16 protein-coding genes, 1 tRNA gene, 1 rRNA gene and 1 pseudogene are annotated in these 25,656 nt (G+C 65.0%); 8 read left to right on the forward strand and 11 right to left on the reverse strand.

What is annotated here, in order from left to right:
- Positions 1 to 121: 121 nt before the first annotated feature.
- The 5 genes from tnpB to D2E24_RS09595 form a co-directional block, all read right to left on the reverse strand.
- Complete coding sequence (gene tnpB, locus D2E24_RS09575; protein WP_125969116.1) at positions 122 to 1,423, reverse strand: IS607 family element RNA-guided endonuclease TnpB; 1,302 nt, start codon at positions 1,421 to 1,423, stop codon at positions 122 to 124.
- Positions 1,416 to 1,997: an IS607 family transposase gene (locus D2E24_RS09580; protein WP_125969106.1), complete on the reverse strand. Its 582-nt coding sequence runs from the start codon at positions 1,995 to 1,997 to the stop codon at positions 1,416 to 1,418. The genes tnpB and D2E24_RS09580 overlap by 8 nt, the downstream gene beginning before the upstream one ends.
- A gap of 368 nt (positions 1,998 to 2,365) precedes the next feature.
- Positions 2,366 to 3,826: an FAD-dependent oxidoreductase gene (locus D2E24_RS09585; RefSeq protein WP_125969107.1), complete on the reverse strand. Its 1,461-nt coding sequence runs from the start codon at positions 3,824 to 3,826 to the stop codon at positions 2,366 to 2,368.
- Positions 3,827 to 3,909: 83 nt separating this feature from the next.
- A complete protein-coding gene (locus D2E24_RS09590) occupies positions 3,910 to 6,213 on the reverse strand; it encodes a heavy metal translocating P-type ATPase (protein ID WP_125969108.1) in 2,304 nt (767 codons plus the stop codon).
- A gap of 413 nt (positions 6,214 to 6,626) precedes the next feature.
- Positions 6,627 to 8,723 (reverse strand): trypsin-like peptidase domain-containing protein, encoded by a 2,097-nt coding sequence (locus D2E24_RS09595; RefSeq protein ID WP_241222955.1) that lies wholly within the window; start codon positions 8,721 to 8,723, stop codon positions 6,627 to 6,629.
- Positions 8,724 to 8,939: 216 nt separating this feature from the next.
- Here D2E24_RS09595 and tgt point away from each other — a divergent pair, with 216 nt between their 5' ends.
- The gene (gene tgt / locus D2E24_RS09600; protein ID WP_420897492.1) at positions 8,940 to 10,301 is read left to right on the forward strand and encodes a tRNA guanosine(34) transglycosylase Tgt; all 1,362 of its coding nucleotides are present in this window, start codon (positions 8,940 to 8,942) and stop codon (positions 10,299 to 10,301) included.
- Positions 10,302 to 10,527: 226 nt separating this feature from the next.
- Positions 10,528 to 10,613 (forward strand) — tRNA-Leu (locus tag D2E24_RS09605).
- A gap of 948 nt (positions 10,614 to 11,561) precedes the next feature.
- On the opposite strand, the gene D2E24_RS10385 is transcribed toward D2E24_RS09605, so the two are convergent.
- Positions 11,562 to 11,765 carry a hypothetical protein gene (locus D2E24_RS10385; protein ID WP_164521089.1) on the reverse strand — a complete coding sequence of 68 codons (204 nt, stop codon included), beginning with the start codon at positions 11,763 to 11,765 and terminating at the stop codon, positions 11,562 to 11,564.
- A 38-nt stretch (positions 11,766 to 11,803) separates the two neighbouring features.
- Between D2E24_RS10385 and D2E24_RS09615 the strand changes: the two genes are divergently transcribed.
- Positions 11,804 to 12,817: a metallophosphoesterase gene (locus D2E24_RS09615; RefSeq protein ID WP_125969110.1), complete on the forward strand. Its 1,014-nt coding sequence runs from the start codon at positions 11,804 to 11,806 to the stop codon at positions 12,815 to 12,817.
- Between the two features lie 37 nt (positions 12,818 to 12,854).
- Here the strand turns inward: D2E24_RS09615 and D2E24_RS09620 are convergent, their stop codons facing one another.
- From D2E24_RS09620 to D2E24_RS09630, 3 genes are all read right to left on the reverse strand, one after another.
- Positions 12,855 to 13,715, reverse strand: coding sequence for an ADP-ribosylglycohydrolase family protein (locus D2E24_RS09620; RefSeq protein ID WP_241222957.1), 861 nt, complete (start codon positions 13,713 to 13,715; stop codon positions 12,855 to 12,857).
- Between the two features lie 575 nt (positions 13,716 to 14,290).
- Positions 14,291 to 14,623 (reverse strand): putative heavy metal-binding protein, encoded by a 333-nt coding sequence (locus tag D2E24_RS09625; protein ID WP_125969111.1) that lies wholly within the window; start codon positions 14,621 to 14,623, stop codon positions 14,291 to 14,293.
- Between the two features lie 197 nt (positions 14,624 to 14,820).
- Positions 14,821 to 16,263, reverse strand: a complete 1,443-nt coding sequence (locus D2E24_RS09630; RefSeq protein ID WP_125969112.1) for a hypothetical protein — start codon at positions 16,261 to 16,263, stop codon at positions 14,821 to 14,823.
- A gap of 198 nt (positions 16,264 to 16,461) precedes the next feature.
- Here D2E24_RS09630 and D2E24_RS09635 point away from each other — a divergent pair, with 198 nt between their 5' ends.
- The 4 genes and pseudogenes from D2E24_RS09635 (at position 16,462) to D2E24_RS09650 (ending at position 23,362) form a co-directional block, all read left to right on the forward strand.
- Entirely contained in the window at positions 16,462 to 17,565 is a 1,104-nt protein-coding gene (locus D2E24_RS09635; protein WP_125969113.1) for a helix-turn-helix transcriptional regulator, read from the forward strand.
- A 48-nt stretch (positions 17,566 to 17,613) separates the two neighbouring features.
- A pseudogene (locus D2E24_RS09640) lies at positions 17,614 to 18,066 on the forward strand ((deoxy)nucleoside triphosphate pyrophosphohydrolase).
- Positions 18,063 to 21,437: a DUF3427 domain-containing protein gene (locus D2E24_RS09645; RefSeq protein ID WP_241222958.1), complete on the forward strand. Its 3,375-nt coding sequence runs from the start codon at positions 18,063 to 18,065 to the stop codon at positions 21,435 to 21,437. Before D2E24_RS09640 ends, D2E24_RS09645 begins: the two are co-directional and overlap by 4 nt.
- A 536-nt stretch (positions 21,438 to 21,973) precedes the next feature.
- The gene (locus D2E24_RS09650; protein WP_164521090.1) at positions 21,974 to 23,362 is read left to right on the forward strand and encodes a metallophosphoesterase family protein; all 1,389 of its coding nucleotides are present in this window, start codon (positions 21,974 to 21,976) and stop codon (positions 23,360 to 23,362) included.
- A 119-nt stretch (positions 23,363 to 23,481) separates the two neighbouring features.
- On the opposite strand, the gene D2E24_RS09655 is transcribed toward D2E24_RS09650, so the two are convergent.
- Positions 23,482 to 24,102 carry a DUF5701 family protein gene (locus tag D2E24_RS09655; protein WP_125969114.1) on the reverse strand — a complete coding sequence of 207 codons (621 nt, stop codon included), beginning with the start codon at positions 24,100 to 24,102 and terminating at the stop codon, positions 23,482 to 23,484.
- A 150-nt stretch (positions 24,103 to 24,252) separates the two neighbouring features.
- On the opposite strand from D2E24_RS09655, the gene asd reads away from it, so the two are divergent.
- Complete coding sequence (asd, locus tag D2E24_RS09660) at positions 24,253 to 25,347, forward strand: aspartate-semialdehyde dehydrogenase (protein ID WP_125969115.1); 1,095 nt, start codon at positions 24,253 to 24,255, stop codon at positions 25,345 to 25,347.
- 182 nt (positions 25,348 to 25,529) lie between these two features.
- Here the strand turns inward: asd and rrf are convergent.
- Positions 25,530 to 25,646 (reverse strand): 5S ribosomal RNA (rrf, locus tag D2E24_RS09665).
- Positions 25,647 to 25,656 lie beyond the last annotated feature (10 nt).

Consider the following 25,656-nt stretch of genomic DNA (forward strand, 5'->3'; position numbering starts at 1 on the left):
CACGTTGCCGCGCTGACGCGGCAGCAGATGCGCGATCCTCATGAACTGGTCCAGCGTGATGTCATACCTCGGCGTACACATATACCGATTATCACACAACACCAACTAGCGTAAACACACCCTAGTTTGTTTTGGCTTGCAGAACGCTCTTGCGGGCGTTCGCTCCAAGTCTCACACGGTTTCCACCGCTGCTTGGTTCGCATTTCATCGGATCCCGCGTTGCGCGACGCCTGGCGCCGTTCCGTCTTACGTTTCCTCCATGCGCGTTTAACGTCTCCGGGGCACTCCCGACGACTTGGATATTGACGGCCGCGTTCAGGTCGCGGTCGATGGTCAGGCCGCAGCTTTCGCAGTGGTAGGTTCGCTCGCTGAGGGAAAGCTTGGCTTTCACGCTCCCGCAGTTCGAGCAGAGTTTCGAGCTGGGATACCAGCGGTCGATGATGTGCAGCCGCGCACCCGTGCGGACGGTCTTGTATTCGAGCTGGCGGCGGAATTCCGCGAAAGACGCGTCCGCGACGGCTTTGGCGAGGCGATGGTTTCCGACCATGCCGGCCACGTTCAGGTCTTCGATGCAGATGTCCGAATACGTGGATGCGAGCATCGTGGTGAGCTTGTTCAGCAAATCGCGGCGCCGGTCGGCGACACGGGCATGGAGACGGGCGACCCGCTCACGGGCCTTGCGGCGACGGTTCGACCCGCCGGATTTGCGGCTCAACGCCTTCTGTGCGTGCTTCAACCGGCGTTCGTGGGATGCGAGCGTATGCGGATTCGGGATGACGGTGCCGTTCGAGAGCGTGGCAAGCGTCCTGACGCCCAGATCGATGCCGACCGTTCCGCCCGTCGGCGCCGGCCGGGGCGCCGCGTCGGGTCGTTCGACCGTCAATGACGCGTGCCAGCGGCCCGCATGACGGCCGACGGTCATGCGCAGCACCTTCGCGTCTCCGACCCGTTTCGTGACGTTCTCCATGCAGTGGACGCGCCCGATGCGTGGCAGCTTCAGCGCCTTCGGGTCGCCGTCGATGAGGCCGAACGAGCCGGTCGTGTACGCGAAACGCGGGGTCGCCCTGTCCTTGGTCCTGAACCTCGGGAACCCGACCTTGCGTCCCCTGCGCTGCCCCTTCCGGCTTTTCGACCAGTTCGACAACGCGTCCGACAGCGCTTCGAGACCGCTGTTGTACGCCTCCTTGCTGTTCTCCCGCCACCACGGCGCGCCGGACGCGTCCACGGCCAACGTCTCCTTGTTCGCGTTCCACCAGCGGCGCAGCGCATACAAGGACCATGCCGGCCTCTCTCTGGCTTCAAGCATCTCCTTGACATGCGCCAGCCCGGCATTGAACGCGAACCGCGCCGCGCCCGCATGGGACATGAGCCCGCGCTCCTGCGCGGGCGTGGGATCCAATGTCACCCTGACGGCCTCAAGCATCACGCGCCGCCTCCAATGCGGCCTTCGCCTTGTTCCTGGCGTCCCGTCTGCCATACAGGCGGGCGCAGAACGAGGTCAGCACTTCGGCCATGTCGCGTACCAGGTCGTCGTCCGGTTCCGTGTCGTCCACGACGATGAGACGACGCCCCTGTGCCTTCAACGCGCTTTCCACGAGTCCGGCGTTCATGCTGGCCAGACGGCCGCGGTGTTCGACGATGATCGCGCCGATGGTCGGGTCGGCGAGAATCCGGTTCAGTTTCCTGCGTTTGTCGTTCATACCCGAACCGGTCTCCACGACCACTTCGGGGTGTTCCACACCCATGGCAAGGGCGAACGCCTTCAACCGGTCCGCCTGGCGTTGCAGGTCCGCCTTCTGGTCCGGGGAGGAGACGCGGGCGTAGCAGACCATGCGCGAACCCGCGACGGGCGCATCGGCCTTCTCGTATTTCGGGTCGTGGATGAGCCACACGCTTCCCGAACGCTCGAACGGCACGGGCATGCGGTTCTCACGGCACCACTTCCACACCGTCTGCTCGTTCAAACCCTCTCGGGCGGCCCATTCCTTCGCACGCATAAGCAAATCATATCACGTTCAGACAAGGCAAAGCAAGCAAAAACTACAACAGGTGACTACTCTGCCAACGATAAATGACCGTGTATCAGCCGGACATAACCGGGACGTGCGTCGCCGCACGCCATGGGACAGTGTAATGAGCGGCCGATACGACGGCGGGCGCGTGTCTCACGCCTGATGAAACCGATTTGCAACGGCTGGGGGTTCCTGGGATTCACGGGAGTTCGCCGGCGGATACGGGCCGAATCCCGTAGTCGGATATGCGACGAGGCGCCGTCGGACGGATCCGACGACGCCTCGCATTACGGGCGGTTCGACTGCCGTGCCCATGACGTCAGCCGCAACCGGCACGCAATCGGGTGGGCCGGTCAGGCGTGGGCCAGCGCGCGCATCTGCTCGGGGTCGATGACCTTCTTGTGATCGCGGCCTTCCTTGGCGCCTTCGGCGCGCTCGTAGGCGTCGACCTTCTTCCAGCCGGCGAAGTCGATCGGCTTGACGCCGCGGCTTTCCAGCAGACGGTCGATGGACTGCGGGTCGCGGTCCTCGGCGACGCGTCCGCCTTCGGCGGCCTTGGCGAGGTCCTCGAGCATGTTGGTGACGATCATCAGCGCGTCGGACTTCGTGGAGCCGATCAGGCCGACCGGGCCGCGCTTGGCCCAACCGGTCGCGTACAGGCGTTCGCGCACGTCGCCGCCGGCGGCTTCGGTGGTGATGCGGCCGTCGCCGTTCGCGTTCGCCAGGTGCGCGCCCTTGGCGTCGTAGGCGATGCCGGGCGCTTCGGCCGGCTGGTAGCCGATCGCGTGGTACACGGCCTGCACCGGATAGTCGGTGAATTCGCCGGTGCGGGTCATCTTGCCGTCGGCGCTGGTTTCGGTGCGTTCGACGCGGATCGCCGCGACCTTGCCGTCCTCGCCCAGGATCTCGGTGGGCGCGGAGTTGAAGTGCACGTAGTACTTGCGGTCGGCGGGGTTGCCTTCGAAGTCGACGTCGCCGTCGTCCTCCATGTCCTCGGCCATCTCGCGGATGGTGAACAGCTCCTCGACCATCTGGCGGGTGAGCTTGTCCTGGCCGGCCACCTCGATGGTCTCCTCGTCGAGGTCGTAGTCGTCCTCGTTGATGATGAGCTGCACGCCCGGCAGCTTCTCCATCTCGCGCAGCTCCTGCACGCTGAACTTGGCCTGGGCGACGCCACGGCGGATGAACAGGTGCAGCACCTTGGCCTTGTTGGACTGGATGCCCTCGTACACGTTGTCGGGGATGTCGGTCTTGGCCTTGAGATCGTCAGCGTTGCGCATGAGCTCGCGGGCCACGTCCATCGCCACGTTGCCGCCGCCGATCACGGCGACCTCCTCGGCGTCCAGCGGCCATTCGCGGGCGCCGGTGGGATAGCCGTCGTACCATTCGACGAACTTGGCCGCGCCGTACACGCCGTCGAGGTCGGCGCCCGGCAGGTTGAGCGGCTTGTCCTTGACGGCGCCGGTGGCGAACAGGACCGCGTCGTAGCGCGCCAGCAGCTCGTCGAGCGTGACGTCCTTGCCGAACTCCACGTCGCAGTAGAGGTGGATGTCCGGATTGTCGAGCGTCTTCTCGAGCGCGGAGGCGATGAACTTGATGGACGGATGGTCGGGGGCCACGCCGTAGCGGACCAGGCCGAACGGCACGGGCAGCTTCTCGAACAGGTCGATGCGGGCCTTGGTGCCCAGTCCCAGCTCCTCGCCGAGCTTGGAGAGCTGGCGCAGGAAGATGTCGGAGGAGTAGACGCCGGCCGGTCCGGCGCCGATGACTGCGATGCGCAGTTCGTTGGTTTCGGTGTTCACAGATTCAGTCACGCGAACTAGGTTATCGCAAAGCCTCCCATTGCGACAGGGGTGGTGTCCGCGAATCCTGAGGACGGCGACGGCAGCAGCGGCGGTCAGTCGCGGTCGAACAGGGCGGTCAGCGCCCAGAGGATCGAGACGACGTCGATCGCCTCCTGCAGGAACGCGCCGACGACCACCGGAATCAGGTCGAACGCGGCGGCGACCATGCCGATCACGGCCAGGCCCAGACCGAGCAGCACCGCTTCGAGCATCACGCGCCGGGTGCGGCGCGCGATCGCGATCGCCTGCGGTACGGCGGCGATGTCGTCGTTCATGATCACCACCTGCGCCGACTCGGAGGCGGCCGTCGACGTGCCGTCGGTCATCGCGACGCCCAGATCGGCGACGGCCAGCACCGGCGCGTCGTTCACGCCGTCGCCGACCATCATCGTCACCGGGCGACGGCCGCGGCGGCCGGCGGCACGACCGGCCGCTGCGGCGCCGGCACCGGCGGCACCGGCGGTCGCGGCGCGCACGGCAGCGACCTTATCCTCCGGGAACAGCTCGGCGTGCACCTCGTCGATGCCGACCTCGTCGGCGATGACGCGGGCCGACGCGCGCTTGTCGCCGGTCAGCATCGTCAGCGTACCGACGCCCAACTCGTGCAGCCGGGCCAGCGACTCGCGGGCGTTGGCGCGCGGCACGTCGCGCATCACGATGCGGGCGACCAGATGGCCGTCGACCGACACGTACGACGCCATCTCGTCGGCGGCCAGCATGCCGAAACGGGTGCGCACGTCATGGTCGGACAGCGGCGACGTGGACGCGACGGAAGCGGAAGCGGCGCCGGCCGACACCGGCTGGAATCCGGCGGCGTTCGCGTTCGCGAACGACAGTCGGCCCACCCGCACCAGATGGCCGTTCACCTCGCCGGACACGCCCTTGCCGGCATCCTCACGCACGTCGCGCACCACCGGATAGTCGCGGCCGTGACCGGGGAAGTCACGCTCCGGGCAGCGGCGCTGGCCGTCGGCGAACCGGCCGTTGAGCCGGGCCATCGCCTCGCGGCCCGCCTTCTCGATGCCCTTCGACAGGATGTGCACCGAATAGCCCTCGACCACGCCCGCCATCATGAGCACATGGTCCTCGTTCAGGCGCGTGCCGGAGCCGGGCAGCATCTCGACGCGCACCACCTGCGGCTGCTTGACCGTCAGCGTGCCCGTCTTGTCGAAGAACACGTGCGTGACGCGGCCCAGATTCTCCAGCACGTCCTGCGTCTTGATGAGGATGCCGGACTTCGCGAGCCGGCCCGTGCCGGCGATGTACGCGACCGGCGCGGCGATCAGCAGCGGGCACGGCGTGGCCAGCACCAGCACCTGCGCGAACCGCAGCGGCGTGCCCGCCACCATCCACGCGACACCGGCGATGAGCAGCGACAGGATCGTGAACGGCACGGCCAGACGGTCGGCGGTGCGCACCACCGCCGGACGCGACTCCTGCGCGGAGGCGACCAGCTGCACGATCCGCTGGTACTGCGAGTCGGACGCCTTCTGCGTGGCGCGCATCGTCAGCGTCGTCGCGCCGTTGACCGCACCCGACATGACGCGGGCGCCGGCGAACACCTCGCGCGGCATCGGCTCGCCGTTGATGGCGCTCAGGTCGAGCGTGGCCGAGCCGGACAGCAGCTCGCCGTCCACCGGCACGGTCTCGCCGGGCAGTACGACGATCACGTCGCCCAGATCCACCTGGTCGGCGGGAACCGTGCGATAGTGCGCGGCGACGTCGCCGGACGCGACGGACGCGACGGCGGCAGACGCGTCGCCGTCGGCTGCGGACGCCGTCGGCGACGACGCAGCGGGGCCGGCGGCCGAACCGGCGGAACCAGTCGAGCCGGCGTCGGCGACGCGGCGGAACCCTCCTTCGCCGGCCGCGGCGGCGTGCGCGGCTGCGGAATCATGGACATGACCGTCCAAGCCGGGCAGCGTGACGACGTGCGCGGTCTGCGGCGCGGCCTGCATCAGCGCGGTCAGGCTGCTTTCGGCCTTCGCCTCAGCGTACGCCTCGATCGCCTCGCCGGACGTGATCATCAGCGTCACCGCCCAACTCGCCCAGTATTCGTGGACCGCGACCGTCGACAGGATCGCGACGACGGCCAGCAGGTCGACACCCACCTGGCCGTTGCGGATGTCCTCGACCATGCCCTTGACCGTGTCGACCACGATATACGCGACGAGCGCGATGACCAGCCACTGGCCGACGCCCGGATCGCCCAGGACCGGCAGATGCAGATCGCCGACGGCCGCATACCACGGACGCCACGAGCCCAGCAGGGCCAGCGGCACTGAGGCGAGGATCACCACGGGCAGCAGGGGGACCAACGTGCAGATGTGCTTGCAAAGATCGATGGCTTTACGCATCGTTTCTCCTTACGCTCGCATACGGGCCGCCGACGCCGCCTCGCGGGATTCACCCGGGCGCGCCTTCGGCACTGCATTCACGCCTTGTTAACCCATCGCGACATTGCCATGGACGCCGGGCGGATGCCGCCGGCGCCGCGCGGAATGCTTCGATACACGGCGTAAAGATTGACAGAAATATTCAGTTGTCCGCGCCTCTCCGACACCGGCCGGCAGATGATGCGGCCGCGCGGATGGCGCCCGCCCATCGTATCAGGTGGGCGGCGAAACCCCAAACGAGGCGGGATTGCGCGCCGCGGGAACGAGCGGAAACCGAGCGGGAACGCGAAAAGGCTCCCCGAGGGGAGCCTTTCGTTCAGTGAGCCGGTACGGGTGCGACGGCCGGGGCCGTCACGCACCGCATCAGCATCGGTTTACCACAGGCCGAACGGGTCGGAGAAGCCGCCGCCGTCATAGCCGTAACCGTTGCCGTTGCCGCCCTGGCCATAGCCGTTCTGACCGTAACCATTCTGACCGTAGCCGTTGGAACCGCTGGAACCGTCTGAGCCGTTGCCGTCCTGCTGGTTCTGCTGGTTCTGGCTGTTGTTCGACGAGCTGGAGCCGTTCACCGACGCCTCCTCCTGGTCGAGGGTCACGTCCACGTCCATGGTCTTGCCGTCGCGCACGATCGTCAGCGTCACCTTGTCGCCGAGGGCGGAGGCGCGCACGTAGCCGAGCAGCGAGTAGTTGTTGTTGACCGCGTTGCCGTTGAACGCGACGATCGTGTCGCCGGCCTTCAGGCCCGCCTTGTCGGCCGGGCCGCCGGAGACGACCGCGGAGCCGCCGGACGACGGGGTGACGATCTTCGCGCCGCCGCGGGTCACGCCGTCGGCTTCGACCGTGTCGCTCTGGATGGTCACGCCGAGCGCGACGTGCTTGACCGAGCCGTTCTCGATGATCTCGTCGGCCACGCGCTTGACGAGGTTCGACGGGATCGCGAAGCCGATGCCGATCGATCCGGCGGAGCTGGACGACGAGGCGGTGGACGCGATCGACGAGTTGATGCCGATCACCTGACCGGCCGCGTTGAACGTCGGACCGCCCGAGTTGCCCGGGTTGATGGCCGCGTCGATCTGCACCGCGTTGGTGACGATCTCGTTGTTGTTGTCGTCGGTCACGGTCACCGGGCGGTTGAGCGCGGAGACGATGCCGGTGGTGGCGGTGTCGTCGTAGCCGAGGGGGTTGCCGATGGCCATCACGTTCTCGCCGACGGCGAGTTCGTCGGAGTCGGCGAATTCGACGGCCTTCAGGTCGCTCGGCGGGTTGTCGAGCTTGAGGACCGCCAGATCGGTGGTGGAGTCGGTACCGACGAGCTGCGCGGAGTAGATTGTGCCGTTGGCGAGAGTCACCTGGATCTGCTGCGCGCCGGAGATCACATGGTTGTTGGTGATGATGTGGCCTTCGGAGTCGAGGATCGCGCCGGAGCCCTTCGCGGTGCCGTCGCTCATCACGGTCTGGATGGAGACGACCGAGTCGGACACGTCGCCGGCGACGGCGGTCCAGTCGACCGCCTCGCCGCTCTTGGCGGTGGCCGAGCCGGAGCCGGACTTGTTGGAGTTGACGCTGGCCAGCGAACTGGTGGTCGGCACCTTCACCCAGCCTTCGGTGATGGCCATGTAGCCGACACCGAGGCTCAGCGCCGCGGCGACGAGCGCGGCCACGACCGCGGTGACGACCGTGCCGGCGGCGCGGTTGCCGTTCTTGGCGGCAGCGGCCTGCTGCACGAACGGGCCGTTCTGGCCGTTCTGGCCGTTGGGGTTCTGGCCGTAGGCGGGGCTGGGCGTGCCGCCGAACGGCGGGAACTGGCCGCCGTTGCCGCCCTGCTGGGCCTGCGGCTGCTGGTTCGCGGCGTTCTGCTGCGCGTTCTGCTGGTTCTGGCGGTTCTGCTGGCCGGCGAGGAACGGATTGTGGAACGGGTTGCGGTTCGCGTTCTGCGCGTTGCCCTGCTGGTTCTGGCCGTTCTGCTGGTTCTGGCCGTTCTGGCCGCCGACGAACGGGTTGCCGTTGAAGAAGCCGAACGGCTGCGTCGGCTGCTGGTTCGACGCGTTCTGCTGGTTCGCGGCGTTCTGCTGGGCCGCCTGCGCCGACGGATCGTACGCGCCGTATTCGGGTGCCGGACGGTACTGCGCCGTCGGCTGGCCGTCGGACGCCGGCGTGTTCGACACGACGGTCGTCTCCCCCGCCGCGGCCGCGTAGTTCGGTGCGACGGACGACGCGTCGGCGACCGGCGGCATCGTCGCGGTGGCGGCCGTTTCGCCCGACTTGGCGTCGGACGGCAGCGGCAGCGTCGTCGTCGGATGCTCGTCGGCGGACGTGGTCGGCAGTGCGGTCGTGGCGGACGGATCGGTCGCGCCGGAAGTCATCGTCGTCGGCTCGGACGCCGGCTGGACGGGCGTGCCCTGCCCGTCGACGGTCGGCTGCGCGGTGCGGGCGTCGTACTCGGCCCGATCGTTGTTGCGCTCTTCAGCCATTGGTTGCTCCTTAGGTCGTTGCCGGGCCAATCTCTGTTCGTTCCGTTCGCGTCGCTCGCATTCCAGCCCGGTGAACTGCTATGTACGAGTAAAGATATCCGCTCTGGAAGTTTCCTGAATGTTCCTTGGAAGAAATAATCGAGTTTGCTCCCGGATATCTCGACGGCCGCGGACTCCTACCGGGCTTCACCTACAGTGGACGTCATGACCGATTCCATGCAATCCCCGACCGTCGCCGACGGCCGCGCCGCCGACCGCATCGACGGCGGCGCCGACGCGACGAACCTCATCGACCACCCCCGCGGGGCCGCGCCCGGCAAACCGGGCGACCGCTCCGCATTCGGCTTCGAGCAGAAGACCCGCCTCGACGACGCGGCCGACGGCAAGGGCCGCGGCGGCGCACGATACGGCCGCACCGGCGTCATCCACACGCCGCACGGCGACATCCGCACCCCCGCGTTCGTGCCCGTCGGCACGCAGGCCGCGATGAAGGCCGTGCTGCCGGAGACGCTCAAGGACGCCGGCGCGCAGTGCATGCTGTCCAACGCGTTCCACCTGTACGAGCGCCCCGGCCAGGACGTACTCGACGCGGCCGGCGGCCTCGCGAAGTTCATGAACTGGAACGGCCCGACCTTCACCGATTCGGGCGGCTTCCAGGTACTGTCGCTGGGCGCCGGATTCAAGAAGACGCTCGCGATGGACGTGACCGGCATGAAGTCCGACGACGTGATCGCCGAAGGCAAGGAGCGCCTCGCGTTCGTCGACGAGGACGGCGTCACGTTCAAGTCGCCGCTCAACGGCTCGCTGCACCGCTTCAGCGCCGAGATCTCGATGGGCATCCAGCACAAGATCGGCGCCGACATCATGTTCGCGTTCGACGAGCTGACCACGCTCATGAACACGCGCCGCTACCAGGAGGAGTCCGTCGAACGCACGTACCGCTGGGCGCAGCGCTGCGTCGCCGAGCACCAGAGGCTCACCGAGGAGCGCGTCGGCAAGCCGTACCAGGCGCTGTACGGCGTCGTGCAGGGCGCCAACTACGAGGACCTGCGCCGCCACGCGGCCGAGCAGATCGCCTCGCTCGACTTCGACGGCGTCGGCATCGGCGGCGCGATCGAGAAGCGCATCATCGGCGACACCTGCGCGTGGATCTGCGACGCGATGCCGGAAAGCCGGCCGCGCCACGTGCTCGGCATCGCCGCCGTCGACGACATCTTCGCGTGCGTCGAGAACGGCGGCGACACGTTCGACTGCGTCGCCCCCGCGCGATGCGGCCGCAACGGCGCGATCTTCACGCGCGACGGCCGCTACAACGTCAAGCGCGCCCAGCACAAGTTCGACTTCGGCCCGCTCGAGGAAGGCTGCGAGTGCTACACGTGCACGCACTACTCGCGCGCATACGTCGACCACCTGCTGCGCGCCAACGAGTACAACGGCTTCACGCTGGCGACGATCCACAACGAGCACTTCTTCATCAAGCTGCTCGACGACATCCGCGACTCGATCGACGGCGGATACTTCGAGGAGTTCCGCGACGAGACGCTCGCCCGCTTCTACCGCAACGGGTCGCGCGGCTGACGCGGGAGGCCTAACGACACGCCGAACGGCATGAATCCGAGCAGGTTCGACGCATATCCGACCGCATGTGCGGGTGATTTTCCGACGGATTCGCCGGAAAATCACCCGGATAACTTAAGAACGACTCCTGCTCGTCACTGCCAGACTCGACGAAAACCGTTGGAAACACTTGCGACACGCCGTATTTTGCACATCGGAGGGTCGGGTGTAAATTAATCACTTGTCTGCGAGTGTGGCGGAATGGTAGACGCGCTGTCTTCAGGTGGCAGTGAGTGTATGCTCGTGGGGGTTCAAGTCCCCCCACTCGCACCAGACGAAAGGCCGGAGCCGAAAGGTTCCGGCCTTTCGCTTTTCCTGAACCGGCAAAGCCCCAGCTCAGCGGCCCGACCGAAGGATCGTGCCATGCATCTGGGGTTATAGGCCAAAATGGGGTTATAGGCCAAAATGTGTGTCTGGCCGGCCAGTCCGGTGGTCTAGTCGTCGCGCCCAGATCAGAGGCCGACAGGAAGCCCATGCTGCATCTGACACACTGAGGGCAGATTCCGGACTTTGCGGAATGCCATACGGCGAAGTGAGGGCATTGCACGCTCCGCAACCGGCGCATACGGCATGGCATCTGGCCAAAAACCGAAGGACGCGACAGGCACCACGGGAGCGCGGATGCCCTCAGTTTGCCGTATAGCATTCCGCAACAGCAGAAATCTGCCCTCACTTAGCGAAATACGAACCCGTAACAGCGTCGGGGAATCCGGAAACGACAGCGGCTTTGCGCTTATGACGGGATTGCGCGAGGATAGGGACGGTTTGGAACGCGGAGGCGCTGCCGGGCAGCGCACGCGTCGGATCAGCGGAGTCAGGAGGATGAGATGCCGTACGGGAGGCCGTTCTTCCGGTATCAGCAGCGGGTCGAGTTCATCGTCGACGGGCTGCGGATGACGGGACGGGTCGACGCGGTCCGTCACCTGACCTCCGGTTTCCTCGGATACGACGGCACCGGCCATCGCCTGACCGGCCGCGACGCGTTCTACGACATCATCGTCAAGGCAGTCGACGCGCAGGACTTCGATGCCGTCACACGTCTTCCTGACGGCGTCCGGTGCGACGTGGACATCGAAAACGGCGACGTCACGTTCTCCGGCATCGCCGAACGATTCGTCTGCCGGCCCGGCGGAGCAATCCCCGACTCGACCTTCACGCCCGCACGACACTGGTCACCCGACGACGACCCGCGTATCACCGGCGGCGTCAACGGCGGCATCGTCAGAGGCTTTGACAATTCGCGCACGGCATCGGCGGGCGTCGCCGTATCGTCACAACCGGCACGATCCGCGCAGCCATCACAACCGTCGAAATCATCGAAACCGCCGGAGCCGCCACGACCGCCTCGTCCACCGAGGCCGTCTCTTCCGCCGCTGCCGCCGCTGCCTCCCGCACCACCGACGCCGCCGGCATCATCGGAGTCATCGGCAACGCCGGGACCATCGGCGTCAACGGAACCGCCGGTGTCATCGCCCCAGCATGACGGCCAGCCCGTCCCAGCTCCCCCGCATCCCGCCGGCCGCCATGCGCGACATACCGCGCCGCATCGTGCCGGCAGCACCGACCGTATCCTGTTCAGCGGCGACATCCATTGCAAGGGACGTCGGCTGTGTCCGCTGATCGAGGCGGCGGCGGACCGTGTCGACGCGGGCACGATCGTGCTGCTCGGCGACCTGCTCAACGAGCACGGCATCACCGCCGACGGCGAGGTGCGGGCGTTCGAGCAGCTCGTCGAATGGGTCGAACGGCAGCGGCGCGTGCGCGACGTGGTCGTACTGCTCGGCAATCACGATCTGACGTATTGGGCCGATTCGGACACCGCCAACCATCACGCGTTCAAGGGCACATGCCCCGGCTATCTGGAGCGCGCCTACCCGGACGTGCATTATCTGCTGCATGCAGTCCGCCCGCAGCTCGCGTACGGGTTCACCGACGCGTGCGGCCGGCGGGTCGTCGCCTCGCATGCGGGCGTGACGCAGGGCTGGTGGGATTGGATGAAGGAGCTGCTGCACGACGCCGGCGAACCGGTGCCGTCGCCGGCCGCGAGCGCCGAGGCGGTCGCCGCGCGCATCAATGCGTTCGCCGAGGGGCGGGTCGGCGGCGGGATCCGCCCGTTCGGCATCATGGTCGGCCCGGAGCGCGGCGGCTGGTATGGGGATACGCCGTCGCCGGTGTGGGCGGGCATGGAGGAGATCGCGCGCGATCCGCTGGTCGGGTTCGATCAGATCGTCGCGCATACGCCGGTGGAGACGGTGCTGCACCGTCATTGCGGCGACGGCACCGGCATGGACGGTTGCGCCGACGAGGGGCGCGTCGGCCGGAGGCCCGGCCGGCATGCCGGCTGCCGTCGTGACGGCAGCGCCTGCCTGTGGTATTGCGATACGCATTCGCGGTATCGTGACGGTCGTGCGATCGGCGACGATTCGCTGCTGCTGTATGACCGGTCGGCCGGCCGCGCATGGTCGGTGCGCGGCTGACCGACTGCCGTCAGCGGACTCAGCGGGATCAGCGGACTCAGCGGAACAGGCAGGACTCGATCACTGGCTTGCCGCGTAGGGCGGCGAGCCAGTCGGCGGGGATGCCGTCGACCGTGTACACGATGCCGGCGAGCGCGCCTGCGACGGCGGCGGTCGTGTCGGTGTCGCTGCCGAGGTTGACGGCGCGCAGGATGCAGTCGGCGTACGTGTCGGTGGTGACGAGGCACCAGATGGCGGCTTTGAGGGTGTCGAGCACGAATCCGCCGGATCGGATCGATTCCTCGGGCTCGTCGGCGAGGTCGGGCGTGAACGGGCCGCCGTCGGCGAGCGCGTCGATGGGCGTGCGGCCGGCGATGAGGCGGCGCGCGTAGTCGACGTAGTCGGCGCATGCGGTGGTGCTGATCGGGTGGGCGTGGGTGATGGCGCTCACCGCGGCGACGTCGGCGCGTGTGACGGCGGCGAACGCGAGTGGGATGGTGCGCATGAGCGAACCGTTGCCGTTGTCGTATTCGCCGTCCATGCCGCGGCCGGACGTGAGCGCGTGGACGGTGGTGGTGCCGATGTCGAACAGGCCGTCGACGGTGTATTCGCCGTACTCGTACCAGTCCTCGAATCGGCGGCGGATGTCGGCGGGGTCGACGCGGCCGTCGCAGCGGCGGATCGAATCGCAGACGGCGAGCGCCATGCTGGTGTCGTCGCTCCAGGTGCCGGCGGGCTTGTTGTGGCTGCCGTGGCCGGTCATGCCGGTCGCGTGGAAGCTGCCGCGTGCGCGGAATTCGTAGGGTACGCCGAGCGCGTCGCCGACGGCCTGCCCGTAGATCGCGTCGGCGAGGGTGGGGGTTCGCGTCGGGGCGGCGGACATGGTGGACGGTGCCGATGATGATGGCGGGGTGGTCATGCAAGGTCCTCCTTGGCGGTGCGTTGTCCCTGATTGTAGCCGTGTGGGACGTTCGATGCGCGGCCGGGGATGGTCCCGGCGATCTTCTCGCCGGTTTTCTGCTGTTGGAACCGCCTCCCGACCTGTCCGACTATTCGATTCCGGACGTTATCCTGACGGGTTTCATTGTTGGGAGTGAGGTATGACGTCGACCGTGGGCCCCTTCCCACGTCGCGTTTATCTTATCAGCGCATCTTATCTTATCTAATCAGGCCTGATTAGATAAGATAAGATGCGCTGATAAGATACGTCCTTTTACCGCCGGCAAAGGGACGTTCGCCATCGAGACGCAACCTGACCGAGCCGTGATGTGCCTTGCCTAGGTATCAACCACGCGCGAATTTCAATCGTCCTTCACGTTGGCCGCGCAATCGCATGACGCGCGTGCCCGTTGTGAAGTTTGAACGGCCCGTAACCTCACGACGGACACGCACGCATCGTCGTTGCGTGACGAATGCGAAGGTTGCCGTACTCGAACCGTCGTATGCCATCGCATGCGCGATGACCGGCGGCCGACCGTATGAGGCTGCGATCGGTCAGACGGTGCGGGTGAGGGTGACGGCGGTGCCGGAGGCGGTGACCATGAGCATCGAGCCGTTGGCGCCGAGCACCTCGTAGTCGACGTCGACGCCGATGACCGCGTGCGCGCCCATCGCTTCGGCACGCTGCTGCATTTCGGCGAGCGCCTGCGTGCGCGCGTTCATCAACTCCTCCTCATAGCCTTGACTACGTCCGCCGAACACGTTGCGGAAGCTCGCGCCGATGTCGCGGAACATGTCCACGCCGGCGATGACCTCGCCGAACACGATGCCCTGATACCCGGTGACCGTATACCCTTCGACGGTCGGCGTGGTCGTGACAAGAATCATGATGAAGCCCTCCTTGGCGATGCATATGTCGAGCACGGACCGCTTCGGCCGCCCAATACGGCCGAATCCCGCGGCACGGTCCGAACACGAATCCATTCTATCGTTCGGCGGCTCAAGCCGAAACGGAGCGAATCGAAGACTTCAAATACGACAACGGAGGGGAGCCTTCGGTAGGCTTCCCTCCGTCGAGGAGGCACTTACGCAAGAACGTTCATCAGCGCCAGCTTGAAAGCGTTCTCGACGGTGCTATAGCTTATCGCCGCCTTGCCGACCTTCTGGGGATCAAAGTTACCCATCTGCAAGACGCCCTTATACTGTTCGACGATGGTCGGGAACCACTGATCCAGGAACGCCGCGGGATCAACGCGCCATTCCAGCTTGTCCGGATCGACCAGAACCGTCAGGCCGTATACCAGCGGGGTGATGAAGCCGTCAGGGCTCACCTGATCGATGGACTCACCGTGGAAGGGCGTGACCTTGTTGGAGACACGGCTGTTGAGGTTCTTCACTGCGGTGATACGCCCGTAGCTGCCGCCAGCCTGGTTGTAGCAGGCGGGGAATTCCTTGCAGATCCTGTCATACAGGGACGGGATCTGTGCCGCCATCTTGAACGCCTTGAGCACGTCCTCGTTCCGCAGGCCATGACGGTAGCTGCCATGGTCCTGGCTGGTCACATCCTTCGAGCTCATGAAGCGTTCGAAGGTCGTAAGGCAGGCCCCCTTACCAGCATACAGTTTCACCGCAGCCGGAGCTTCAACGTTCTTGCCGTCCGAATCAGCCACCGGGCACAGGTGACGCAGCACGATCCAGGTCAGCGCCACGATGTCCTGCACCTTGACGTCACCGCCGTCGTTGGTCTTCCATTCGACGCGGGCTCCTACCGCCGGATCGATCGAATCCAGCGTTTCAGCCAACGCGTCGAAGTAGCCCTTCTGATTCGCCTTGGCGCTTGCGTTGAGTTCGGCGTTGTTATTGCGCGCGACGCAGATCTCCAGCAGATTGTTGCTGAAGTCCTCAACGCAGATGGGATCGGAGGGATCGGAGGGGACCAGCAGTTCGACCGGCACATAGAACGACAGGTCCTCACCCTGTGACTCGCTGCTCGGATCAACGGTCTCGTCCTTGCGGAGAGATTCCTGATATCGCTGGATGATGTCGCGGTTCTCTTCCCACAGCTGCTTGAAGTCGTTCCAGGTCTTGGAGCCACTGGGGATCTTCGCAGAAGACAAACCTTCGGAACGGGCGAAGCCCATCGCGCGCTCCAGGATCAGCAGGCCGATGGCCAGCGTATTATGTCCGCCGTCCAGAATGCCTTCGGTGGTGAGATCCTTGAAGATGACTCGGACACGGTCACGGTTCAGTTCCTCGTAATCGGATGCCGCGAGCAGAAGGCCCTTGGTCTTGAACGGAAACAGCGTCGGATCGTCTTCAATCGAACGCTGGATCGCCTTCGTCACGGAACCGGTCTTGGAATTACGCGGATTGGCCTGAAGGTTAAGACGATCAATCACGGAGATCAGGTACTTGGCCTTCACCAGGCCCACGATCTTGGTCACTCCCCCGATGGACTGCTTGACCGACTTCTCGAAACGGATGACGATGCCCTGATCAGCAACATTGCCTGCCACGTACTGTTCCATGTTCCTAACTCCTTCCAGAGTCTTATACCGACCGACTTGTGCGGCCAGATTGGTTTCCGAAGCCCGTCCGGACTTCTGAAAGATATTGAACACCCGCTTTTCCACGGTCGGCAAAATTTTGCCTCGCCGGGGTCGAATAAGCCGGCCAACGCCTTGGAATAGAAGCCATAACCGCTCTCACTCGGTAGCATCGGGATCATGGAGCAATCGACCAGTCTCGAAGACGCGAGCATAACTTCGGCATCGGAAACTCGGCACTATGCCAGCAACGCGACACTGGAGATCCTGGAGATCCTGTGGAACAGCACCCATTCCGAACACGGTCTCAGCACAAGTGAGATTCACGCGGAATTACGCAAGAAATTCGGCGATGACGCCCCGTCCATCCGAACGGTACGCAATCAGCTCAACGCGCTGAATGGAAGCCAATTCCTCGAGAGAAAAATCCACAAGATAGACTCCAACGGAGAAGAAACACAAGGAAGCGCGCCCACCGGAAAATGGTGCATGAGCACGTTCTTCGCGCCGAGCGAAGTCCGACTGCTCTCAGACAGCCTGATGCTGTCCCGCATCAGCGGCGACGCCATGAAAGATATCGTAGACAAGCTCAATAAGCTTGTCGGAAGCATCACCATCAGCAACAAATACTTGACCACCACTCACGAGAAAGACAACTTCAGCAAAGAGTTTCTCCGCAATATCGACATACTCAATGACGCCATCACGCAGCGCCAATCCGTGATCTTTCATTACGGAGACTACGACCGCAACGGCGAGCTGCGGCCTCGGGGAACGCAAGGTAAGCCACGCGAATACCATGTAGACCCGGCTCAGACCGCGTTCAAAAACGGGAAATACTATCTGATCTGCACGTTGCATCAAGACGCCACGCAGCGACGCATCTTCTATATCGATCGCATCCTCAACGCCCGTCATGCGAATGAACAGAGCCCCATTCCTGACCGACCTTTCGATGCCATCGCCTACATGAAGGACCGCCCCTACCCAGTCACCGACGAAGCCGTCGAAGTCACCATGAGCGTCAAACGCGAAGCATTCAACATCGTCTTCGAATGGTTCGACGCCCCGAAGATCGTCGGCCCCGATCCGGACGGCTGGTATAAGGTCACGGTACGCAGTCCGATCAAAGCCGCATACTGGTGGGCTCTGCAATACGTCGATGCGCAGGTCATCATTCACTCGCCGGCCACGCTACGCAAACAACTCATCCAGGCAATGAACAAGCTGTATAACCAGTATTACCTCCCGATGAAGGCCGCCAAGGCAAAGTCGTCGCAGTAGAGGAACAGCCATCAGTGGATCTGCGATCGCGTTGTATCCTGGGTGGCTATGGAAGCGAGGAACGGCATCATCGACGTCGTGGGTGCGGCGATCGTCAGCGACGATAGGATCCTGTGCGCGCAGCGGGGCGAGGGACGTACGCTCGCCGGCTATTGGGAGTTTCCCGGCGGCAAGATCGAAACACATGAGACCGCATGTCAGGCGCTGCATCGCGAGATCGAGGAGGAGCTGCGATGCGAGGTCGCCGTCGGCAGACGGCTGTGCACCAGCGAATACGCCTACGACTTCGGCACGGTCCGGCTGACCACGTTCGTCTGCCGGCTCACGTCCGGCACGCCGCGACGGACCGAGCACGCAGCGTTCCGTTGAATGCCGCCGTCCGAGATCGCCACGCTCGACTGGGCGCCCGTCGACCATGATGCCGTCGCACTGCTCACCAAGCTCGACGCCGACGGCTTGACAGCCGCGCTCGACCGCGCAACTGTCGAGGAGGACCGATGACCGCCGCCATGCCGATGACCGCGGCAATAACCGCATCTTCCGCGATCATCCCCGACGACGTGGCCGATCCCACGATTCCCCTCGACCGGCCGGCCGCGTCCGCGCGTACGTCCGTGCTGGAGGATCTCGTCGCCGGATTCATCCAACCGAACCGTGAGACGCCCGGCGCGTATGCGCCGACGCTGATCGCCAACGGCGACGGCAATACGATGCATGCGGCGCTCAGCCACGAACTCGAGACCAGCGAATCGTTCGACATGTCGGTCGCGTTCGTGAACGCCGGCGCGGTCAAGGCGCTGCTGCAATCGTTCCGCAATCATCGCGACGCGCACGAGAACAGCGCACCGAGCCGCATCATCACGTCGACCAAGAACTATTTCAACGATCCGAACACGTTCCGCGAACTGCTGCGGCTGCAGGACACCACCGGCGTCGAAGTGCGCATCTGGGGCGAACGCGACGCCATCGGCGACGACAGCAGCGCCGACGCACCAGCAAGCCGCGCATCCGCCCACGCCACGCGCCAAGGCCACCCGTTCCACCCCAAAGGCTACGTGTTCGCCCGACGCATGCCCGACGGCACCCCGTACTACGACCTGTACGTCGGCAGTTCCAACCTCACGATGGCCGCGCTCACCACGCAGCGCGAGTGGAATCTCAAGGTCTCTTCGATGGCCGACGGCGGGCTCATCAGCCAGGTGCGCCGCGAACTCGACTCGCAGATCGAGCATTCCGCACCGCTCACCGACGATTGGATCCGCCGATACGAGGAGGATTTCAAACGCTACGCGCCACCGCGCGAGGAGATCCTCGCCGCGCGCGACCGTCAGCGGATCGAACCGAACGCGATGCAGCGCGAGGCGTTGGCGAACCTGCAGGCGCTACGCGACGCCGGCGAGCGCCGTGCGATCATCGTCTCCGCGACCGGTACGGGCAAGACGTATCTGGCCGCGTTCGACGTGCGCGCATGCCGGCCGAAGCGCATGCTGTACGTCGCGCAGCAACAGCAGATCCTGACGGCGGCGATGGCGTCGTTCCAGCGGGTGCTCGGCTGTGCGGATGATGAGCTGGGATTGTATTCGGGGACCAGCAGACAGCAGGATCGCAGGTACGTGTTCGCCACGGTGCAGACGCTGCGGCAGCCGGGTGCGTTGGATCAGTTCGCTGCGGATGATTTCGACTATGTGCTGATCGATGAGGCGCATCATGCCGGCGCGGACAGCTATCAGCGGATCCTCGACCATTTCGACGGCGCCGGGTTCACGCTGGGTATGACGGCGACGCCGGAGCGTATGGACGGGGTGAACGTCTTCGCATTGTTCGGCCATAACATCGCCTATGAGATTCGGTTGCAGCGTGCGCTCGATGAGGGTATGCTGTGCCCGTTCCACTATTACGGTGTGGCGGAGTATTTGGGTTCCGGCGACGGTTCGGGCGATGCCGATGCGTCCGGCGCCTCGCCGGAAGACGTGCGCATCGACGTGCGCTCGGGCAAGTCCGCGAGGGCGGCGAAGCAGCTGCAGTATGAGATCGGGCAGTTGGCATCAGAGGAGCGCGTGCGGTACATCATCGACAAGCTCAATGAGTACGGTCAGCCGTATCAGCCGGTCACGGGGCTGGTGTTCTGCAGCCGGCAGGAGGAGGCGCGGGAGTTGTCGCGTCTGTTCAATCTGCAGATGAACCAGCAGGCGGAGCGTCCGTATCGGACGGCTGCGGTGACCAGCACGGATGAGCAGGGCCGTGCGGTGTCGCAGGAGCGGCGTGAGGAGTATATCCGCCGGTTGGAGCGTGGCGAATTGGATTATCTGTTCACCGTCGACCTGTTCAACGAGGGTGTCGATATTCCTGCGGTCAATCAGATCGTGATGCTGCGCAATACGGAGTCGAGCATTGTCTTCACGCAGCAGTTGGGTCGCGGCCTGCGCAAGTTCCCGCATAAGGACAGTGTGGTCGTCATTGATTTCATCGGCAATTACGTCAATAATTTCCTGATTCCGATCGCCTTGTACGGCAATACGGGCGATCGCGATCGAGCGCGCAAGAATCTGCAACGTCAGTCGATCGGTTTGTCGTCCATCAGTTTCGATCCGATCGCCCGCGAGCGTGTGCTCAGGTCGTTGGATACCGTCGATTGGTCGGATATGAAGCGGCTGACGGAGCAGTATCGGCAGCTGCGGTACGAGCTGGGCCGCATTCCGATGCTGGCCGACGTGTACCGGTTCGATCCGTCGTTGCCGTACACGTTCGCGTCGAAGGGCAGCAATTACCTTGATTTCGTGATTTCGCGCGAGCGGAGTCTGGGCAGTCGCGGGCGCGCGTCGACTGCGCCCGAGGTGAACGATCGCGGCGGTGCGGACCAGCTCGAGCCGATCTCCCCCGTCGCGGACGGCATCCTCAAGATGGCGACCGAACTGATGCTGCCGGGTCTGCGCCCGCATGAGCCGCTGATCCTGGCGCTGCTGTGCGGGTTCATCGGCGCCGATGCGGATTGGCGGACCGCCGACTGGGATACGGCCGGTCGCAATGGCCGTCGGCGGCGTGCGTTGTCCCGGTCCGCGCTGATGGATGCGATCCGTCGGGCGTTCCCGGATGCGGATCCGTCGGACCGTCAGTTCGATTCTGCGATCGGCGTGCTCGACATGACGTATTTCACCGAGCCGAATCGTCGCCGGTTCGGAGGAACGCCGCTGATCATCGTCGATGATCACCCCGCCGGCGGTGCCGACGGCGCCGATGATGCGGACCCGGCGTACCGGTTGGCCGACGAATTCTCTACGATGCTCGACGCCAATCCCACGTTCCGCACGTTCCTGGCGGACACGATCCAGGTCGGACTGTTCAACTGCCGCGACCTGTTCGCCGAGGCGCGCGGCAAACAGCGGCCGTTCGAACGCGCGTTCCTGTACGAACACAAGTACACGCTGTCCGACGTGATGCGCCTGTGCGGGTGGAAGCGGGAGAACACTCCGCAGAACGTCGGCGGCTACGCGCTCGACCGCGAAACCGGCACGATGCCCATCTTCGTGAAGTACGCCGCCAGCCAATACGAGGACGAGTTCCTCAGCCCGCAGGACATGCGGTATTTCAGCAAGAACGGGCGTACCCCGCAGTCGCCGGAATTCCGCTGGATCCGAGAGAATGAAGGAACGCCAGCATGGGATGACGGTCACTTCATCCCCTTATTCGTCATGAGAAAGCATGAAGAAAAGGACGGCCGATACTACTACGTCGGCCATGTCACCGCAGTCGACAATCCGCAGCTCACCACGAAACCGGACGCCAAAGGCCAAGGCACGGTGAAGGTCACGCTCTCCACACTCCGCCTCGCCCAGCCGATCGACCCGGAACTCTTCCGCCATCTCGTCGGCTAGGAACCCAGCTCACGCGATAGGATCCGGTGAACGAGATAGCCATGCGGCTTACCCTCCGATTCTTCTCGCTTACAATCACGCAGCGAGAAGAATCGGCGGGCGAGACGGGAATTCTTCTCACTGGCAAGGCATCATCGAGAGGAACGCCCGGCCAAACCGGATAGATATCGCGATTACGCACCGTCAGAGAGAACTTCGCCCGACCCAACCGGATCATATTCTCGCTGAGCACCCGTCAACGAGAAGAATCCACGGCCAAGCCGTACGAATTCCTCGCTGAGGGACCATCAGCGAGAACAACCACCGGTCAACCCCGCATGATCACCGCGCTCAGCGATCCCGAACGAACGAATCATCCGGTATACCCGGGGATTCCTCTCTCTGAGAACGGGATTACCGCCGCCACGCAGCCTGCCCGGCCCCACACATCCCGAGCGTCCCGCCCACGCAACACGCGGAACGTGACGCTCCGGCGAAGAAAACAGACGGATTCGACCCCGGTGCCGAATACGCCCGTTATCGTAAATCCCATGCCCATGACATTGCGATTCCGCCCCGACGGCACCTTCCGCGTGCTGCAGATGGCCGACATCCAGGACGGCCCCGACGTGCGCGACGACACGATCCGCATGATCGAAGCCGCGATCAAGGCCTCCGACCCCGACCTCGTCGTCTTCACCGGCGACCAGATCCGCGGCTACGATCCCGCGTACATCGACACGTTCCTGCGCCGCCGCGGCGAGCATCCCGGCGCGAAGGTGCGGCTCGTCACCGAGGTCGAGGCGAAGATCCGCGGCGTCAAGCGTCGCATCGCCGCCCGGCGCGATCCGGACGCGGCGCCCGTCGACGACGTCGTCACGCTCGACGACCTGCTCGACGACACCCGCCGCAAGGTACGCGACACGTTCGGCGGATTCCTCGGCCCGGTCATCAGCGCCGGTGTCCCGTTCGCCGCGACGTACGGCAATCATGATTTCCAGTGCGGCATCCTCGCCGACGAGCAGGACGACATCTACCGCGAGTATCCCGGCTGCATGAATCCGGCGGATTCGTTCGAGCCGGGCACGTTCGCGATGCCGGTCGAATCGTCGGACGGGTCGGGGCGCATCGCGATGAGCGTCATGATGGTCAATTCGGGCGACTACGCGGGCAAGCCGGACGAGAATGACGCACAGTATCCGCGCTACGTCGCCAATTCGCGCGGTCTCGATCTGGCGGATTCCGACGGCTACGGCACGCCCAGCGAGCAGGCGATCGCATGGCTGGGCGACGTGCAGCGTGAACTGGCGGCCCGCAACGGCGACGGCCGCCCGGTGCCGGCGATCGCGTTCCAGCATATTCCGCCGCAGGAGTTCTACGACTGCCTGACCGAAGTGCCGGCGTGGACGCCGCACGCGGTGGAGGGCGCACGCAACTATGCGGGCCGCTGCTACGTGCTCAACCATGACGTGTGCCGTCCCGGTTCGCATCTGGGCGAGGCGATCGGCTGCGCCGACGAGAACGTGGGCGAGGTCGACGCGATGCTCGACGCCGGCGGCTATTTCGCGCTGTTCTGCGGGCATGACCACAAGAATTCGTTCGTCGGGCATGTCAACGGCATGGATCTGGGGTACGCACCCACCTGCGGTTTCGAATGCTACGGTCCCAAGTCGCGTTATCGCGGCGTGCGCCTGTTCGAGTTCCGCGAGGACAATCCGCGCGCGTATTTCACGAAGCTGCTCACGTGGGGCGATCTGGTCGGCCGCTATTCCAGCAACGAGGTGCGCGTCTTCTTCGAGGACCATTGCGTGACCGGCGCGGTCGGCCTGCGCGACGAGCTGCGTCGCCCGCAGGTACTCGCCGGCGTCGCGCTCGGCACGGCCGCCGCGTTCCTCGCGGTCGTGCGCGCGCTCGTCCGCCGCCCGCGGCGTCGCCGTCGCCGCTGATCCGCCGACGTCACTGCCGATGATGATATTGCGTTGATGATGCCGCTGACGTCAGCGTCGACGCCGGCGGTATCGCCGATGCATCGTCACCAACGATGATTGGCCGATGATTGCCGCAGTCAGCGGAACAGGCTGACGCCGCGACGCGAGACGCAGTACGCGTTGCCGAGCCAAGTGTGACGCGAGTTCGGCCAGACCGCGCCCAGTCGCGGCGCGTTCTGGCTCATCCAGATGCTCGGCACGCGGCCGTCGGCGCTGCGCGATCCCAGCAGGTTGAAGCCGTTCTTCTCCAGCAGCCATTCGGGATGCTGCGTGGCGATCGCCAGCCCCTCCTCCAGCGTGAGCGGCAGCCGTTCGTCGGAGTCGATGAGCTTGCGCGCCACGTCCGGTTCGCGGTTCACGTAGCAGGTGCCGGTGTGCGGTTCGACGACCAGGTAGAACGGTCCTTCCGGCGGCTCGAACCCGTCCTGCGGCAGGAAGCTGGCGATGTCGCGCGGCGGCATCGTCGTGAAGCCGGCCATCCGGTCGATCGACGTACGCGCGATCAGGGATTCGGGCGACACGAGTTCTCGCGTGGGCACGAGCAGGATGTCGGAGCCCAGGTCGCTGTGCTCCAATGCGGCGATCAGCGGGCGTGCGAGCGCACGGAACGCGTCCGCGCTGATGTCCGCCACGTCGGGGTATCCCAGGGCGACGAGACGGTCCAGTTGCTTGCGTGCTTCCGCTGATGCTTTCGACATGCCTACCAGCCTACCGCGTCGTCGCGTCCGCGGCCCATCATTCGGGAGCGGCCGCGGGATTGTGCGACATGATTCGTAAGATGGGAGCATCAGTGAGGCCGCCCGCGGCGCGCCGATAGTCCATTCATAACATGAATCCAGGGGTTTGATATGTCAGACAAACTGAAGGTCGGCATCCTCGGCGCCACCGGCATGGTCGGCCAGCGCTTCGTGACGCTGCTCGAGAATCATCCGTGGTTCGAAGTGACCACGCTCGCCGCCTCCGCGCACAGCGCCGGCAAGACGTACGAGGAGGCGATCGGCGGCCGTTGGAAGCTCGACGTGCCGATGCCCGACTATGTCAAGGGCATGACCGTCCACAACGTCGCCGACGTGGCCGAGGTCGCCGCCGGCGTCGATTTCGTGTTCTCCGCGGTCAACATGTCGAAGGACGAGATCCGCGCGATCGAAGAGGAGTATGCGAAGACCGAGACCCCGGTCGTCTCCAACAACAGCGCCCACCGTTGGACGCCGGACGTGCCGATGGTCGTGCCGGAGATCAACCCGCAGCATTTCGACGTGATCGAGCATCAGCGCAAGAGGCTCGGCACGACGCGCGGATTCATCGCCGTCAAGCCGAACTGTTCGATCCAGGCGTACACGCCGGCGCTGGCCGCGTGGAAGGAGTTCGAGCCGCGCGAGGTCGTGGTGAGCACGTATCAGGCGATCTCCGGTGCGGGCAAGAACTTCCAGGATTGGCCGGAGATGGTCGGCAACATCATCCCGTTCATCTCCGGCGAGGAGGAGAAAAGCGAGAAGGAGCCGCTCAAGGTGTTCGGCCATGTGGACGCGGACAAGGGCGAGATCGTGCCGTTCGACGGCGGTCTGAAGATCACGTCGCAGTGCATCCGCGTGCCTGTGCTCAACGGCCACACCGCGACCGTGTTCGTCAATTTCGCGAAGAACCCCACCAAGGAGGAGCTGGTCGACCGCCTCGTCAACTACACGTCGCGCGCCGCCGAGCTCGGCCTGCCGCACGCGCCGAAGCAGTTCATCCAGTACCTGCAGGAGGACAACCGTCCGCAGGTCGCGCTCGACGTCGACTATGAGGGCGGCATGGGCGTGTCCATCGGACGACTGCGCGAGGATTCGATCTTCGACTGGAAGTTCGTGGGTCTGGCGCACAACACGCTGCGCGGCGCCGCCGGCGGAGCGCTCGAATGCGCCGAGATGCTCAAGGCGCTCGGCTACATCACCGCTAAGTAAGGCTACATCACCGCCAAGTAAGGTGTTCGTCTGACCCTGTCGGCAGACCGGGCAGGATATGAGAAGGGCCGCACGGGTGTTCCCGTGCGGCCCTTGTCGTCCGTAAGCGCGATATTCCTGGATATGTCCGGATATGAAGGATCCCCGGGAGCTGGGCTCTACCGGGGATCTCTAATCGTTGTATGCGGCGGTGTGCTACTCTCCCACACCCTATCGAGTGCAGTACCATCGCCGTGCCAGGCCTTAGCTTCCGGGTTCGGAAAGGGACCGGGCGTCTCACCTGGGCCATGACCACCGCAAATCTTGACT

The organism is Bifidobacterium samirii (assembly GCF_003952945.1).
GTDB classification, from domain to species: Bacteria; Actinomycetota; Actinomycetes; order Actinomycetales; family Bifidobacteriaceae; genus Bifidobacterium; species Bifidobacterium samirii.

Excerpts from the sequence above, each read along its gene's own strand:
- D2E24_RS09650 (WP_164521090.1), top strand. The coding sequence starts at position 21,974 with ATGACATTGCGATTCCGCCCCGACGGCACCTTCCGCGTGCTGCAGATG.
- D2E24_RS09635 (WP_125969113.1), top strand. The coding sequence starts at position 16,462 with ATGGAGCAATCGACCAGTCTCGAAGACGCGAGCATAACTTCGGCATCG.
- D2E24_RS09590 (WP_125969108.1), bottom strand. The coding sequence starts at position 6,213 with ATGCGTAAAGCCATCGATCTTTGCAAGCACATCTGCACGTTGGTCCCC.
- D2E24_RS09630 (WP_125969112.1), bottom strand. The coding sequence starts at position 16,263 with ATGGAACAGTACGTGGCAGGCAATGTTGCTGATCAGGGCATCGTCATC.
- D2E24_RS09580 (WP_125969106.1), bottom strand. The coding sequence starts at position 1,997 with ATGCGTGCGAAGGAATGGGCCGCCCGAGAGGGTTTGAACGAGCAGACG.
- tgt (WP_420897492.1), top strand. The coding sequence starts at position 8,940 with ATGCAATCCCCGACCGTCGCCGACGGCCGCGCCGCCGACCGCATCGAC.
- D2E24_RS09620 (WP_241222957.1), bottom strand. The coding sequence starts at position 13,715 with ATGACCACCCCGCCATCATCATCGGCACCGTCCACCATGTCCGCCGCC.
- D2E24_RS09645 (WP_241222958.1), top strand. The coding sequence starts at position 18,063 with ATGACCGCCGCCATGCCGATGACCGCGGCAATAACCGCATCTTCCGCG.
- D2E24_RS09595 (WP_241222955.1), bottom strand. The coding sequence starts at position 8,723 with ATGGCTGAAGAGCGCAACAACGATCGGGCCGAGTACGACGCCCGCACC.
- D2E24_RS09625 (WP_125969111.1), bottom strand. The coding sequence starts at position 14,623 with ATGATTCTTGTCACGACCACGCCGACCGTCGAAGGGTATACGGTCACC.
- asd (WP_125969115.1), top strand. The coding sequence starts at position 24,253 with ATGTCAGACAAACTGAAGGTCGGCATCCTCGGCGCCACCGGCATGGTC.
- tnpB (WP_125969116.1), bottom strand. The coding sequence starts at position 1,423 with ATGCTTGAGGCCGTCAGGGTGACATTGGATCCCACGCCCGCGCAGGAG.
- D2E24_RS10385 (WP_164521089.1), bottom strand. The coding sequence starts at position 11,765 with ATGACTCCGATGATGCCGGCGGCGTCGGTGGTGCGGGAGGCAGCGGCG.
- D2E24_RS09655 (WP_125969114.1), bottom strand. The coding sequence starts at position 24,102 with ATGTCGAAAGCATCAGCGGAAGCACGCAAGCAACTGGACCGTCTCGTC.